This window comes from Bacteroides sp. 2201st1_D9_2201SCRN_220225 (assembly GCF_040928965.1).
Lineage (GTDB): Bacteria > Bacteroidota > Bacteroidia > Bacteroidales > Bacteroidaceae > Bacteroides > Bacteroides stercoris.
Map to the genome: position 1 here is coordinate 51,974 of NZ_JBCODG010000023.1, position 15,159 is coordinate 67,132.

Below are 15,159 nucleotides of genomic sequence, written 5' to 3' on the forward strand. Positions count from 1 at the left end.
ATGCAATTCAGAGATTTAAGGAAACAGTACAGCGTACTGAAGCAAGACATAGACGCCGCCATGATGGAAGTAGCGGCAGCAAGCGCCTTTATCATGGGCCGACCCGTGAAAGAGCTCGAAGCCGGGCTGGCGGAGTATGTAGGAGTGAAACACTGCATTTCGTGCGGCAACGGTACGGACGCGCTCACCCTCGCCCTGAAAGTATGGAACATCGGTGCGGGAGATGCCGTATTCGTGCCCGACTTCACTTTCTTTTCCTCGGCAGAGGTCATCTCGCTGGAAGGGGCCACGCCCGTTTTTGTGGATGTGGATGGTGATACGTTCAATATGGACGCCTCGGATTTGGAACGGAAGATAGCCCGTACCATAGAGGAAGGCAGACTGACGCCTAAGGTCATCATTACCGTCGATTTGTTCGGCCTTCCCGCCAACTATCCCGCTATTCGTAAGATAGCCGATGCCCACCGGCTTTTCATCCTCGAGGACGGTGCGCAGGGGTTTGGCGGCATGATAGGCAACAAGCGTGCATGCAGTTTCGGCGACATCTCCACCACTTCTTTTTTCCCCGCCAAGCCTTTGGGCTGTTACGGCGACGGCGGAGCGGTGTTTACCGACAATGACGAATGGGCCGCATTGGCAGATTCCTACCGGGTGCACGGCAAGGGCATGTTCAAGTACGACAATGTGCGCATCGGCATGAACTCGCGCCTGGACACTTTGCAAGCCGCCATTCTGAAAATAAAGTTCAAGGCTTTCCGCGAGTACGAGTTGCGCGACATTAACAAGGCCGCCGCTCTCTACACCAAGTTGCTGGCGGGCAGGGTAAAGACTCCTGTCACGCCCGAAGGCTACTATTCGAGTTGGGCGCAGTACACCATTTGCCTCAATAGCAGGGAAGAGCGCGATGCACTTCAGGCGTGCCTCAAGGAGCAGGGCATTCCGTCCATGGTCTATTATCCCACGCCTATGCACGGGCAGACTGCCTATAAGGCATTGAATGCCCCCACAGATTGCTGTCCCACGGCAAAGCGGCTTTGCGACACGGTGCTGTCACTGCCCGTACATCCTTACATCACGGAAGAAGAGATAGAGACGGTCTGTTCCGTGATACTCGGTTTCGTAAGATAGGGCACGTTTCCCGGTTCGTAAGGTAAGTTGCGTTTTCCAACCAAATACACAAGTTTATGTCCTCTGCATTCCGCCGGAATTTTCTGATACTCTGGTCCGACCTGCTGATTGCCCTGTCCGCCTTCTGGCTGGCACGCTACTTCGGCGATATGCCCCGCTGGTACTGGCTGGTGCTTTCGGCGGTTGTCTGGGTGGTGCTGGGCGGAGTGTCGCGCAAGTTGCAGTTCGGTGCATACAAGAGGATACGTTATGCGTTTCTGGGAATCTTCGCGCTGGACGTACTTTCGGGGCTGTTCCTCTGCACCCTGTACCGGCATTGCGTGCCCGGCTACGAATACGACTATTCCATTATTCTTGCCACCGGCATCATCATTGTGCTCGAATGGGCGTTGTACTGTGCCGTCAGACGGCTGGTTTACCGGAAAATCCCTTTCTTCTACGAAGAGCCTCTGCTGGACGATGTGACGGAAGTGGGGATAAACACAGGCATCGAACACACGGAGCTATTGGAGAACCGTGACGTGACGCTGCTGCTGAGGCTCGTGCACGAAGCGGAGAACTCCTCGGAGCTGCTCCGCCGGATGCAGGAAAGCCGTGAGGCGTTTTCGCCGGTAACAATGCTCATGGACTCGCCGGAACCCGAAGCCGTGCTTGCGCATAAAGTGCGTCTGCCCCGGCTCGTTATCCACCGGTGTCCGCTCAACCGTGTGCGGCATATCAACACCCTCTTCTCCTATACCAACTATTGCATGGAGAGAGGGGGGCTTATTGCCTGCCACTGTACCACAGCGGGCATCCGCCGCGAGAAGATAATGCGGCAGAATCCGGTAGTCATTAACCGTGTCCTCTTCTTTCTGGATTATTGCTGGCACAGGATAATCCCCAAGCTCTCTTTCACCAGGGATTTCTATTTCGGGCTGACGAAAGGGCAGAACCGTGCGCTTACGCGTGTCGAGGTTCTGGGGAGGCTGTACCGTGCCGGGTTTGATGTGCTTCACGAGGAGATTGTACACGGAGAGTTCTACGTCATTGCCGCGAAGGTGAAAGAACCGGTACGCGACGACAAGCCTTCGGGCGGACTGCTCATCCGTCTGAAGCGGAAGGGCAAAGGCGGTAAAATCATCGGTGTGTACAAGTTCAGGACGATGTATGCCTATTCGGAATACCTGCAACCGTATATCTATAAACAGGCGGGACTGTGCAGCGGCGGCAAGATTGCCGGTGACTACCGTGTGAACGCTGCCGGACGGTTTCTCCGGAAAACCTGGCTGGACGAACTGCCCATGCTGATAAACTGGATGAAGGGCGATTTGAAACTGGTAGGTGTGCGTCCGCTGAGCAGCCATTATTTCAGCCTTTACTCCGAAGAGCTCCGTGCGCTGCGCATCCGGACGAAACCGGGCCTTATCCCGCCTTTTTATGCGGATATGCCCGGTACGTTGGATGAAATACAGGAAAGCGAACGCCGCTACCTGGAGCAGTATCTCAGAAGCCCTTTCCTTACCGACTGGCGCTATTTTTGGAAAGCTTTCCGCAATATAGTGTTCCGGGGAAAGAGGAGCCGGTAAAGGAAACTTCCGGCTTTCATCAGGTCAGCTTATGCAAGACGTGATACCGAAAACACCTGCCAATGCAGTGGCTACTGTAATGATTACTTTGAGGACGATGCCCCATACCGATTTTGATTTTGTGCTCATGTTGTTTGGTTTTAATGTAAAAACAAGTGTTCAAGGCATTATCCTAACGGATTTTCCTCCTCGCCGCCGTTGCCGCCGGGTTTGTTTTCACTGCCGGGTTCGCTGCCGTCCACATTGTATTTGTAAGCCTCTTTCAGTTGGCCTTCCAAATTAATCTGGGCGTTGCTCAACTCGCCCGTGGCGCGTGCACGGAGCTTCAGGCCTTTCACATTGTCCGCCAGCGTAAAGTCGGCAGCCGAGGCGGCACCCTTTCTGCTTACGATGCCTACGGAGAAAATGGCGAGGTCGTCCAGCTTTACGTTCTTGCCGTCCAGGATGAGCTCTTTGGTGCAGGAAATCATGTCGGTCAGCACCCCCTTGATCAGCCCCTCCGAATAGGGCGTGTTGTGGTTGGCCATATGCTTGGCAAGCCTTTCGGTATCGAAAGTGTCCTCAATCAGCGGACGTGCATACCACAGTCCTTTCAATGGGCTTTTTTCGCCGGTCATTTGATACTTTTTGTAACGAATCATACTCTTTTGTTTTTTTAGTTTTCAAATTAAAAAATTCTATATCCTTGTTGCAACAATACGAAGATACGACATAGCCTAAGGGCATTTATCACTATTTGTCCGTTACGGTTCGTTACTGTACGTTATATACAGATATAACGGCTGTGATGTGGAGATATTTACGTATCTTTGGCTTATATAAAAACAAAGAATTCAAAAGATATGGAAACTTTCAAGATACGTACATACGGGCGCACGGAACTTGCCCAGCTCTACAGTCCGGGACTTTGCCCGCAAGCCGCCTTCCGCAAGCTGAACCAGTGGATAGATTTCCACCCCACACTGCGGAGCAGCCTTCATGCACTGGTCGCCTCGGACAAAACGCGGACATACACGCCGGCGCAAGTACGGCTCATAGTCGAGGCGTTGGGCGAACCGTAAACTACCCTCGACTTTAGCATCGTAACATAGCCCTTTAGCCGCACAGTATAGCTCTTTAGCGCCGTAGTGTAGCCCTTTAGTTTCTCGGCAGCTCCACCACGCGATACCCCCGCTTGCCGTTCGACCTCGTCAGTTCGAAGCCCGCCTGCTTCATCACAAGCCCTATCTTTACGGGGCTAAGGTAGTGCTTTACGGCAGAGTTGATGCGGCTCAGTATATCGGTGGTAGATACGAACGTACCCTTTTCGCCCGGCAGGGGGCAACGGTAATAAGCCTGTATCAGTTCGCGCTCCATGCTGGGCACTTCAAAATTACGGTTGTGCAGGTTTACGAGCTTTATCTCCTCGTCCTCAAACCAATAGCGCATGCCGCCTTTCCAAAGTGCATACGCCTGTGAGTACACCCCCTCGTAATCCACGGGATGCGTATAAGGATTGTCGATGCTGCTGATTTCGAACGGCAGCCAGCGGCGGTTACCCGTGAGGTCTGTCAGGAACTGCACGTTATTGGTCGTTCCGCACAGGCTGGCAATGTGGGCGCGGTGCTCTTTATAATGCGCATAAGCCATTCGCTCGTTCACCACCTTCTGGGTGGTCATCGCCTTTATCTGGTTCAGCTCCGACGCCCCCAGTTCGTCTATTTCCTCCATGCAGATAAAGACGAATTCCGCCAGCGAAAACATATCGTCTTTGGTAATGCGGTTATTGTTGGACTTGATGTAAAAATAGCGTTGCAGCACAGGGGGCAGCAGCTTGTTGAGCCAGGTAGTCTTGTAGCTGCCCTGAGGTCCGATCAGTACGAAAATCTCGTGGTTCACCGTTTCCCGGTCGAAAAGGGAGGCAATGGAGGCTACGAGCCATTTCTTGAAGTAACCTTCGAATACGGACTGCTCGCTCTTTACGTGCACCGTGGCGGCAAGCCGCCCGATATGGTCGGTCACACCGTCCCAGGGCTTCAGCCCTTCGAAGTAGTCGGTAAAAGGATTGAACAGAACAGTATATTCCGAGTGCAGTATTGCACGGATGTCATTGATGCGCACGGTTTTTCCCTGCTTGCTCATACGGCTCCATAGGGTGTTGACGAAACGGTCGTCTATTTCGGTATATTCCCCTTCGGCGCCGTCTGTTCCGGCAACGGCCGTCTCGCACTTCCCGGTGGCCTCATTGTACCGGAAACGGGCCTGCGTGTCGAGGAAGCGTTCGATGTCCTCCACACTGGCAAATCCGTCGTTGCCGCCGGCATTCGGCGTCCGCCCTTGCAACGGACGCCGCCCATGCTCTTCGGTGTGTTGGTAGCATGACCGGAAAATGACGGCTACATCCCCGTCGTAGTCGGCAAAGCGTTTCACCGCCCACCCGGTAGCGCTGGCTTGCGCCACTCCGTAGGCATTGAGCAGATACCCCATGCGCATGATGTATTGGTTGCGCTGGTGTGCTTCGTAAACGATGCCCTGTTCTGCCAGTTCGCCGGCAGCGGCAGCGACGGCTTTCTCCAGCCGCCTGTTACGGATAGAGGGTTTGGCGGGCTGCTCTTTCTTGTCGACTTTCAGTTCAACGGGCATGGCGGCGGCATCGGGATTGAAGTAGACGTCGGGGTCGTGGGCCAGTCCGCTGAGCCTCGTGACATTCTTGCATTTCAGGTCGCATTCGCATCCCAGCAGGTCGGCATAATAGCGGTTGCCCTGCTCGAAGATTTTGGAATAGACTTTCCGGTTCTTCTCCGGAGTGGTCGTCAGGCAGTCCGTACGGTAGATAATGCGAAGCCCCGTACCGCTGATAGTGGTGTAGGACAGCAGCGTATGCTTGTCGGCGCGGACACGTCCGATTAGTTCCGGCAGGCGGTCGGCGTCGATATGGTCGATGTCTGCCAGCGCCAGCGAAGTCCAGCCCGTGATGTTCTCTGCCTGCTTGCCGCCTCCGAAGCACACGGCAACGGCAAAACACGGGCAGGCGGCTTTCTCCCATGCAGCGGCAGCCTTTTGTCCGTTATGACTGTAATAGCGGTGTTTCTCGGTACGGTCGCGCACCAGTGCATCGTTGCGGATAAGGTTTACGATTTCCTGTAACGTGCTGTCCTGCGGATGTGTATCCGAGTAACCTTTGAAAAGGCTGATTGAAGTTTCTTTCATTATTATCGTTATTAGGGTTTTACGGAGTGAAGTTCCGAATAAAGCGCCGGATACGGAAAACAGCGGTTCCCGCATGTGGGAACCGGACAGATGATATATTAACATTATTAACTTTAAAAAACATTTATAGATGACTCAAAATCTGAATCAGGAATTCGTTCATTTGGAGCTTGGCGACTACCTGGAACTGCTCCAGAACACGATTATGGTAGGTGGCAAACGCCTGAACGACAAAGAGATTTGCCGTAAAATCTCGATGAGTCCCCAGACCTATGGCAAGGTAAAAAGGGCGAAAGTTTAAAGCTGAGCCAGTATTACAGTGTGTTCCGCATCTACCGGGAAGAGTTGAAAAACCGCCCTGTGGAACTGTATAACGTATTGACAGAGTTGGGCTTACGACTCGAAGCGGACTATATGCGACTGCATGTCTCCCGCCCGTAGTTGACAGGTTGCCAGCCATATTTCCAACTTTTACAGGGGTATGTGTTTTAGAAATGATAAATGTAATCGTTACATTTATCAATAATTTCTCGCGCGCGTAACGAAAAGTTATAAAAGAGGGTGGCAACCTGTCATATCCGGAGTTCCATACCGGCAACATCTCGGTTTTCTGCCTGACGGACGGCAAGCGCTTCGTGATGATTGAGGAACCGGACTTTATCGTGAGCCGTATCAGGAACAGCGCCGGGTGCGGGGAGAAAACGGACGAATAAACAAGAAGATAGCTTCTTATTAAAATCGGGGTCAATTTCAGTAATGAGACGAGGAATGTCGAGAGGTGGATTATTGAGTAAGAAGCCGGTACGTTCGGCAAATATTCACTGAAATATTTGTTGTCATCAATTTAAATGTCGTTCTTTGTACGAGAAAAAGGTAAACTTATGTGTAAATTCTCAGAAGACAGCAGACAAAAATTGGGTAATGCCGTCATCTATATTGCCAATCATACGGAACAGCTCAGTAAAACGAAATTACTAAAACTGCTGTTTTTAATGGAGGAATATATGGTGAAACGTTATCATGTACCTTTCATGGGGTTGCCTTTTGAGATATGGCAAGCCGGGCCCGTTGCCAAAGATATTTTCATCGATTTGTCCGACGGCCCTTTCCTGTTGAAAGATTTTGTAAAAACAGAGGTACAAAAAGATGCTACGTATATTAGGGCAATCAAGCCTTTCTGCGATGATGAGTTCTCGGACTGCGAAATGGAGATGATGGATGAAATCATCCGGAAGTATGGCAAGAAAACAGCCAAACAGTTAGTGGCGGAAGTGCATAAAGAGGGCTCTTTATGGTTCAATGCCGCTAAAAAGCATGGATTGCTGACTGCTTTCAACAAAGGTTTATGCAATAATTCCGATTATACCATAGATTTCTCTGAGGAATTGTCCGATTGTGCGCGGGAAGATTACAAGGAGAGCCTTGCCATTCATCAGACTGCCAATATCCTAAAAGCTCAGGAACATGTTTAAGGAGGGTAACTTACTGAAATTTTCTCCTTTTATATTTAAAAACGGAGCTTGTCCTAAAAATAAATTTTTCGTTGTGCTTAAAGAAGCGGAGAATGCGATGATACTGGCATCCTTACCCACTTCTAAAGACCATGTACCTGCCGATATGCAGTTAAAGGAGGGATGTATGGAAATTCCCGACCGTCAGATAAACATTTATATTTTTCTTGCCAAGCAAAATATAGCTATACATCCCGATACGCAGCTTCCGTTCTCTTTTAATTTGAATACTTTCATTTACGGTGCAGATATAGACAGTTATCCCGTTACAGTTTTCCAAGAACAGATTGAGAACGGAGAAACCAAAGTCGAATTAATGGGTAGACTGACCGAGGAACAGTTCTCTGCCTTAAAAGATTGCCTGAAAGGATCGAAGATGACAAAAAGGCGTTTTAAGAGAATGCTATAATTGTCAACGTGCAATTAATCTCCGGACATTTCCATAGATATATCATACAACTCTCTCTTGTTGAAAAATGTGGAGATAAAAACCACACAAAAATACTACTATGTACATAACCGTTCCGAATAATAATATTGTGGAAAGGTATTATATCATTAATATACTCTTTCATGAATTTCTTGGATTAAAATATGAAATCTGTGTAGCGAATGATGAGAAAGACTATACCGTTATCTTAGATAATGGGCGTAAGTTGATTATAAAAGATTCTTTTTTTAATCTTTTCCCAACCCCGTTATCTTACCTGTCTCGTAAAAATATACCCACTGCGATAACTTATGCTGATAATTCTTTTCTGAGTATGGAGAAAATGCCTGTGTTATTCGGAACAGGCGATTTGGAGATGTGTGACGACAGCATTATTTGTGGAAGTGACCTGTTTGCCGGAGCTTTCTTTATGTTGACAAGATGGGAGGAGTATGTTGTTAAAGAACGCGATGTGCATGGCCGGTTCTGTTCAAGCAATTCGTTGGCTTTCCGGTTCGATTTCTTGAACAGAGCGATAGTCAACGAGTATACCGAATACTTATGGAACATGATTTATTACCTTGACAGTACGGCAAAAAGAAAAAAACATTCATTTGAGATTATTCCAACCCATGATGTCGATGTCATTTCCTGCTGGCATACGCCTTTCAAGGATATAAAAAGAATAGTGAGTTATTTCCTTAAAAAAGGATGTATAAAATATGGTATGGAGAATATCGTAAGCTATATCAAAACGCTTGTAAATAAAGAGAATGATCCTTACAACACTTTCAGGTTCTTAATGGAATATTCCGAAAGTTTGGGATTGAAATCATACTTCTTTTTCATGTCTTCGGCGGAGTATTTTTTTGCAGAGCGTGACAGAATGCAGAAAATAGCGGATACAATTTTGGAAAAGGGACATTTTGTGGGTTTTCATCCCAATAAAGGCACTTGTTCCGATAGGATAGTCTTTCAAAAAGAATTGAATGCTTTAAATACGGTTTTAAAGAGAAAAAACACCATAGGAAGGCAACACTTACTGAAATTTGAAGTTCCGTTTACATGGCGGATTTGGAATGATTGCGGAATGGAGTGGGATTCGTCTTTGGTGTATTTTGATAAGATTGGGTTCAGATGCGGGGTTTGTTATCCGTTTACAGTCTTTGATATTCTTGAAAGGAAACATTTGCAGTTAAAGGAGTTACCTTTATTGGCGATGGACTGTACCCTGTTTTACTATAATCAGCTTAAACCCGATGATGCCTTATCGGAACTTAGCGGTATAAAGAGTACGGTTCGGAAGTACAATGGCAAGTTTGTCGTATTATGGCATAATTCCTATTTCTCTTTTGAAAATAGGAAAACCTTAGCCGTTTATAAAGAGATATTGAAAGAATCTTATTTGGATTCTGCACGATAAATGAAAGAAACCTTAGAGAATGCCATATATAAAAATATGGCAAAACTTTTAATAGGCGATGGGATTGCCAGGATTTTGGGCTTTGTCATCACACCGGTCTTAACCAGAATCTATTTGCCCGCTGAAATGGGAAGCCTTGCTGTTTTTACATCTTTTGTAGCTATCCTTATTCCTTTTTCCACACTAAGATATCCTTTGCTTATTCCGGTCTTGAAGGATGAGAAGATGGCTTTCTCTTTATCTTACGCCACTTTTCTGATGTTGCTATGCAGTACGATACTGCTGATTATAAGTTTGTTTTTCTTTAAGAGTGATATATTTAGCTTGTTTTCGGTAGAAGAGTTATCCGATTTTTGGTGGCTGATACCCATATCTTTTTTCAGCATGGGACTTTATGAATTGTTTTACCAATGGGCCATAAGGAAAAAGGAGTTTTTGTTATTGTCGAAAAGTAAAATCCTGCAAAAGAGTATCGGTTCGGCTGTTCAGATAGGATTGGGCATGGCAAGGTTCGGTTCGTTAGGATTGATTATCGGTTCTATTTTTTCCGAAGCTGGCGGACTCTCTTTGTTTGCCAGGAGTTTTAAGAAAGACATCTGTTGCAATTATAGATTTGTAAGGTGGAGCAGGATGAAAGTCATTCTCGGGAAGTTTGTCAATTATCCGGTTTACAGGCTTCCTGCTCAGTTTCTGTTGTCGTTATCCGGTAAGATGCCTTTACTCTATTTTGCATGGAAATTCGGTGCAGGTATGGCAGGACAAGTAGGTCTGGCCACGACGATGCTTTCAATTCCCGTTACTTTATTAGGTTCTTCGGTAGGTAAGGCTTTTTATGCTGAAGTGTCGGGTATGGGAAGTTCCAAAAGAATTGAAATACTGTATTTAACAAGGAAAGTTATACAAAAACTATTCTGTATAAGCTTAATCCCTACTATCCTGATAGTTCTTTTTGCTCCCATACTGTTCGAGCTATTTTTTGGAACGGATTGGGTGCAAGCCGGTGTTTTTGCCCGTATTCTGGCTATTTATTTAATTACTCAATTTGTTTACAGTCCTATCAGCGAGGGATTGTTCAATATTCTGAAAAGGCAGTCTATCGTATTATGTCTAAAAATAATTCGCATTTTAATTATCAGTATGGCTTTTGGAGCGTGCTATTATTGGGAACTTTCTCCTATTGCGACTCTTTTACTTTATAGTATAGGAATGGCTGCTAATTATGTTGTAGCTACGTTGGTGATAATAAATGCAGTAAAATATCAAAAATAAATATGCAATCAACAGATTTACAATTTGAGGGTATATGAATATCTTAAATTTCTCTTCTTTACCTTTATGGGATTTAGGCAAAGGAAAAGGGCGAGTCTCCACTATTCTTCCTATAAAAGGATTTGTAGACAGAGGTCATAAAGTACATTATATCTCGGATTCTATAATGCAGGAATCGGGTATATTCAATGACATTAGTGTGAACCGGATAAAGACGCCATTTGCTGGTAAGCGTATTTATTTGCGCATTATCGCTTACCCTATTATTCTAATTCAATTTCTTTATGCCGGTTTTAAATACTGTAGGAAATACAAACCTGATGTTGTATATGCACATGGCTATGACACTGCATTACCGGCTTTTTTGCTGGCAAAAATTTATAAAGCTCGATATGTATTAAGACTGTATGGAGTTGGAACTAAAATGTCGGTACGCTTTAAAGTCTCTTATTTGTTTTTATTTATGGCTTTTAAGTTAAGAGCGGATGCATACATTTTGACTAATGATGGGACAGGGGGAGACAAAGTTGCTTTATCGTATGGTATTTCTCCAATGAAGATACATTTTTTCAAGAATGGAATTGAAAAAGAATGGGCACAAAGTGTAGTAAATATTGATTTAAAAAGGCAAATAGCCTCAAATAATGAAAAAATTTTGTTGTCTGTGAGTAGGCTTTCTAATTCCAAAGGGATTGATTTTATTATAAAGGCACTACCTCAGTTAGTGAATTTAAATAAGAATGTCAAATTGGTAATAGTAGGTGGAGGAAATGAGGAAAGATATTTGAAAAAGATATGTCAAGATTTGGAGATTTCCGAATATGTAATATTTACAGGAGCTCTTTTGCGGGATGAAATTAGAGAGTATATGAATATTGCCGATGTCTTTATTAGCATGAATCTATTAAGTTCCATGAGTAATCCCGTTTTTGAAGCCATGATTTGCGGTACGGCTGTGGTGGCTCTCAATAGAGGAACGACATCAGAATTAATAAAGAATGGTGAAAATGGTATCCTTATTGAAGATGACCGGTTAGGTGAACTGCCTCAGATAATAAACAATCTTCTCGAAAATAATGAAGAGCGGAAAAGGATCGCCAAGAATGGACAGAGAACGATTTTAGAACAGTGGCCGAGTTGGGAAGAGCGTGTAAGAGATGAGGTCGATTTGGTAGAGAAATTGGCTGGCAATAAGGTTGGGGTATGAACAGGATAAAATTAATATCTGTCAATTTAGGATTATTACTCTTTTTTGCTTTACACCCTTATCCGAGGTGGTTTATGCCGGAAGGTCTGTTTCAGATTGTCTTTCTTTTTACTACAACAATATCTTCGATAGAATTACGCCGCAACATCAGAAAAGGATTGGTGGTTGACAAATATCGCATCGGAATATGTATTGCAGCAGTTACATTCCTGCTATTTTTTACAACACCGATTGTACACGATTTCAGGATAGGACATTTTGCATACTTTTTGATATTCATACAGATTATTTTCTTCAATGACATAATCTTCTACAATTCATATAAGTTTCTGAAGAAGTTGTTTATAATTATTTCTGTTTTTGCTATTGTTTTTTGGGTTCTTAATGCCATGGGCGTTCCTCTGATTTATTATAAGTGCACTCCTGCTTTTAGAACGGAAAGCGTATTGGATAACTATCGGATTTATGGGCCTGTTTTAAGTCTGTACCGGGGGAATATGCCTATTGGAGGGGGAATTGAACGAATATGTGGTGTTTTTGCCGAACCCGGGCATTTTGGTATTTACATAGGATTAATGCTTGCTATTGAAAAATTCAATTTCTACGAGAAAAGGAATTTGTTACTTCTGATAACCGGATTCCTTACATTTTCAACAGCCTTTTATGGTATATTCTGTTTGGGTGTCTTGTATAAGCTTCTTAAGTATAAAAGGATTACGACAGACATAATACGGATAGTGGCGGTACTGTTCTTCACTGCCATAACTCTGTTATTTTTCAGCGACCGCTTTGTCGAAACCATTTATGGCAGAGTCGTTGAAAATAAAAGAGAGGAAGTATCTGGTGTGGTTGATTTGCTTGATAATAGAGTCCCGGATTCCCATATCACCAAGTTTGAGAGTTTTATTCACTCTCATGATGCTTTGGTGGGATTGGGATACGATAATGACGAAATGGTAGGAACAAACTGGAGAGGGGTAGTCTACCGGTTCGGGATAATAGGAACCGTCATTATGTTGCTACTGATTTTTTCAATAGCCCGAAAAGGTAGCATGAAGTATGGATTCTTATTGGCCGCAATAGCGCTGTTGATTGTTGCCCACAGGGCTTACCTTATGTTTTCTCCCGCCATATACATGATGTTGCTGACAGCAGTGTATGTGAATCGTACCAAAGAATCGTTCATTATAAAAATTGAGGGATTGGACAAATGAATGTCTTATTAGTAGCCAAATTATCAAACCAGACTTTGACAGAGAATATTCTTTCTCCTTTATTGAAATCATCGTATGTAGACCATGTCTATGTCTTGCGTGACTTTCCCGGTGATATGATTGACGGTAAAGTTACTTACCTGTCTCCCGAAAAGGTATCGGAAAGCAGAATCCGTCATATCAGGAAGGTGGTGGCAGGAGTCCGCTACTGCTCAAAATATAAGATAGATGTAATAATAGGTGTACTGAATACTCCGCATGGCTATATCGGAAAAGCTATCGGTGCCATGATGAATATTCCTTATATTCATATCACTATTGCAGGGCATCGTGAGTTTTGGCTGGGTGGGAAAATCAGGGAAAGGGTAAACCTGGCAGTATTCAGGAAAGCCCGGATAATTACGGTTACAGGACAACAAACGCTTGCCTACCTGGTGTCCAAGGGCTTCGATGCGGACAGGATTGTTGTGCTGCCCAACTTGCCCAATCAGGCGTTTATGGATAGTAATATGCAGGAAGAGGGCGAGCGGAAGTATGACATCGTGTCTTTTTCGCGGATAGATAAAAATAAAAACATCGGGTTGCTGTTGAGAGCCGTATCCCGAATAAAGAATGAATGCAGCGTGAAACTGATTGTTGCCGGTGATGGTGAGGAACTTGACAACTTGAAAAGAATGGCAAAAGAACTGGCCATCGGGGAGTATATAGACTTTGTCGGCTATATCTCCGATTTGGAAGACAAATTGCGGATATACCGGAACAGCAGGATTTTTGTTTCCTGCTCCAAGGGAGAGGGCTTTCCGGTGTCGTTGCTTGAAGCGATGTCTTGCGGATGTGTACCTGTCGTGTCGAACGTAGGTGATATTGTAGATGTGATAAGGCATGGCACAAACGGATTTGTATTCAATGATGTGGACAGTGAAATGGAACTTGCCGGTTGTTTGATGCGTCTGCTTTCTGACAAGGAACTGGTGGATAAAACGAGTAGAGAGGCACGGAAAATCGTGGAAAGCATATCGGTAGAGGGTAATGCAGGAATATGGGACAATGTATTTGCACGTATAACAGCAAGACAATGAAAATAACACTGGTTGGCGATATTTTTCCGGCAGATGAATTTTTGAGTGTAGGATTTGGTATCAGATCGCAATTTGAAGCTACAAAAGGAGAAAGGTGGAAGGATAATATTCAAGGTATCACGCAAGATTCGGATATTGTAATAGGCAATCTTGAAAGTCCTCTTCTGGAACCTTCGCTTGCTGCCGGAAAACCGGATTTCTACGGCAGTCCGGAGTTTGCACGTTTTCTGAGAGAATGCGGTATCGGAGTGCTCAATGTGGCAAACAATCATATACTGGAGCATGGGAAAGGCGGATATGAGAGAACATTGCAAATATTGGAAGAGTCCGGCATTGCAGTTGCGGGGAACGATAATCGTGTATTATATATTCATCGGGATAATTGCCTGATAGGCATTGCGGGCTTTTGTAATGTAGATTTGGACAAGTTTGACAACGACGGCTGTTTTTCTGTACTGGACGAGGTGAATGCAATGGCGGCTTTAAATGAGATGGCGGACAGGAAAGCGGATTTGAAAATCCTTACTCTGCATTGGGGAAATGAATACATTCACCGTCCCTCGATGATGCAGAGGAATATGGCTTACAGATTGATTGATGCCGGAGCGGATATTATAGTAGGACACCACTCTCATGTCATTCAGCCTTATGAAAAATATAAAGCGGGGCATATTTTCTACTCATTGGGCAATTTTTGCTTTGACAAGCCTTTCCAGTCACGGCAATTCTCCAAAGGAATGGGAGTTGACCTGTATTTCGATACGGATAGCAAAGAGATAGAAAAGATAGAAATTTTCGGCATAAAACTTTCTTTCAGGCATCTGATGCATAGAATGCCGGCAGACAGTTTCAAACCTTATTTTGCCGGAATACAAAACAAGTATGAACGCTTGAAATGCGACACGACCTATGATACCGGCTATTCCGAAGAACTTTCGAAAAGGCGTATGATAGAGCGTATCTTGATGAAACTATCGCTGATACAGACTTTCTTCTTTGTTTCTTTCAAAGAAAAAAGGATGCTTATTAATAATCTGATAAACTATTATTTTAAAATATGATATCATTAGTGTCCCGTTAAAATGGGACGAGTTAAACAATTAATCAAAAAGCCCCGGAATCAGGGGATCATTTAGATCTT

Annotated in this window: 15 protein-coding genes; 12 read left to right on the forward strand and 3 right to left on the reverse strand. The window is 44.9% G+C overall.

Going from position 1 to position 15,159, the window contains the following annotated elements; all coding sequences use genetic code 11:
- Both AB5903_RS09660 and AB5903_RS09665 read left to right on the forward strand, forming a co-directional pair.
- On the forward strand, positions 1 to 1,128 hold the full coding sequence (locus AB5903_RS09660) for a DegT/DnrJ/EryC1/StrS aminotransferase family protein (RefSeq protein ID WP_040315613.1): 1,128 nt from the start codon (positions 1 to 3) through the stop codon (positions 1,126 to 1,128).
- A 56-nt stretch (positions 1,129 to 1,184) separates the two neighbouring features.
- Positions 1,185 to 2,696: a sugar transferase gene (locus AB5903_RS09665; protein WP_005653962.1), complete on the forward strand. Its 1,512-nt coding sequence runs from the start codon at positions 1,185 to 1,187 to the stop codon at positions 2,694 to 2,696.
- A gap of 24 nt (positions 2,697 to 2,720) precedes the next feature.
- On the opposite strand, the gene AB5903_RS09670 is transcribed toward AB5903_RS09665, so the two are convergent.
- Complete coding sequence (locus AB5903_RS09670) at positions 2,721 to 2,825, reverse strand: smalltalk protein (RefSeq protein ID WP_016662709.1); 105 nt, start codon at positions 2,823 to 2,825, stop codon at positions 2,721 to 2,723.
- Between the two features lie 38 nt (positions 2,826 to 2,863).
- Complete coding sequence (locus AB5903_RS09675; protein WP_022103322.1) at positions 2,864 to 3,337, reverse strand: DNA-binding protein; 474 nt, start codon at positions 3,335 to 3,337, stop codon at positions 2,864 to 2,866.
- Between the two features lie 201 nt (positions 3,338 to 3,538).
- Between AB5903_RS09675 and AB5903_RS09680 the strand changes: the two genes are divergently transcribed.
- Positions 3,539 to 3,757: a DUF4248 domain-containing protein gene (locus AB5903_RS09680; RefSeq protein ID WP_005653965.1), complete on the forward strand. Its 219-nt coding sequence runs from the start codon at positions 3,539 to 3,541 to the stop codon at positions 3,755 to 3,757.
- Between the two features lie 76 nt (positions 3,758 to 3,833).
- Here AB5903_RS09680 and AB5903_RS09685 read toward each other — a convergent pair whose 3' ends face one another.
- A complete protein-coding gene (locus AB5903_RS09685) occupies positions 3,834 to 5,885 on the reverse strand; it encodes a BT4734/BF3469 family protein (protein WP_051146094.1) in 2,052 nt (683 codons plus the stop codon).
- Positions 5,886 to 6,015: 130 nt separating this feature from the next.
- Between AB5903_RS09685 and AB5903_RS09690 the strand changes: the two genes are divergently transcribed.
- The 9 genes from AB5903_RS09690 (at position 6,016) to AB5903_RS09730 (ending at position 15,079) form a co-directional block, all read left to right on the forward strand.
- Complete coding sequence (locus tag AB5903_RS09690; protein WP_005653970.1) at positions 6,016 to 6,186, forward strand: hypothetical protein; 171 nt, start codon at positions 6,016 to 6,018, stop codon at positions 6,184 to 6,186.
- A 580-nt stretch (positions 6,187 to 6,766) separates the two neighbouring features.
- On the forward strand, positions 6,767 to 7,357 hold the full coding sequence (locus AB5903_RS09695) for a Panacea domain-containing protein (protein ID WP_040315615.1): 591 nt from the start codon (positions 6,767 to 6,769) through the stop codon (positions 7,355 to 7,357).
- Positions 7,358 to 7,430: 73 nt separating this feature from the next.
- Entirely contained in the window at positions 7,431 to 7,805 is a 375-nt protein-coding gene (locus AB5903_RS09700) for a hypothetical protein (protein ID WP_242651098.1), read from the forward strand.
- 355 nt (positions 7,806 to 8,160) lie between these two features.
- The gene (locus AB5903_RS09705; protein ID WP_368117821.1) at positions 8,161 to 9,249 is read left to right on the forward strand and encodes a polysaccharide deacetylase family protein; all 1,089 of its coding nucleotides are present in this window, start codon (positions 8,161 to 8,163) and stop codon (positions 9,247 to 9,249) included.
- Between the two features lie 36 nt (positions 9,250 to 9,285).
- On the forward strand, positions 9,286 to 10,518 hold the full coding sequence (locus AB5903_RS09710; protein ID WP_182416788.1) for a lipopolysaccharide biosynthesis protein: 1,233 nt from the start codon (positions 9,286 to 9,288) through the stop codon (positions 10,516 to 10,518).
- Positions 10,519 to 10,552: 34 nt separating this feature from the next.
- Entirely contained in the window at positions 10,553 to 11,725 is a 1,173-nt protein-coding gene (locus AB5903_RS09715; protein WP_117857171.1) for a glycosyltransferase family 4 protein, read from the forward strand.
- Positions 11,722 to 12,939: a hypothetical protein gene (locus AB5903_RS09720; protein ID WP_005653982.1), complete on the forward strand. Its 1,218-nt coding sequence runs from the start codon at positions 11,722 to 11,724 to the stop codon at positions 12,937 to 12,939. Before AB5903_RS09715 ends, AB5903_RS09720 begins: the two co-directional genes overlap by 4 nt.
- Positions 12,936 to 14,018 (forward strand): glycosyltransferase family 4 protein, encoded by a 1,083-nt coding sequence (locus tag AB5903_RS09725; RefSeq protein ID WP_005653984.1) that lies wholly within the window; start codon positions 12,936 to 12,938, stop codon positions 14,016 to 14,018. Before AB5903_RS09720 ends, AB5903_RS09725 begins: the two co-directional genes overlap by 4 nt.
- Complete coding sequence (locus AB5903_RS09730; protein WP_005653988.1) at positions 14,015 to 15,079, forward strand: CapA family protein; 1,065 nt, start codon at positions 14,015 to 14,017, stop codon at positions 15,077 to 15,079. Before AB5903_RS09725 ends, AB5903_RS09730 begins: the two co-directional genes overlap by 4 nt.
- Positions 15,080 to 15,159 lie beyond the last annotated feature (80 nt).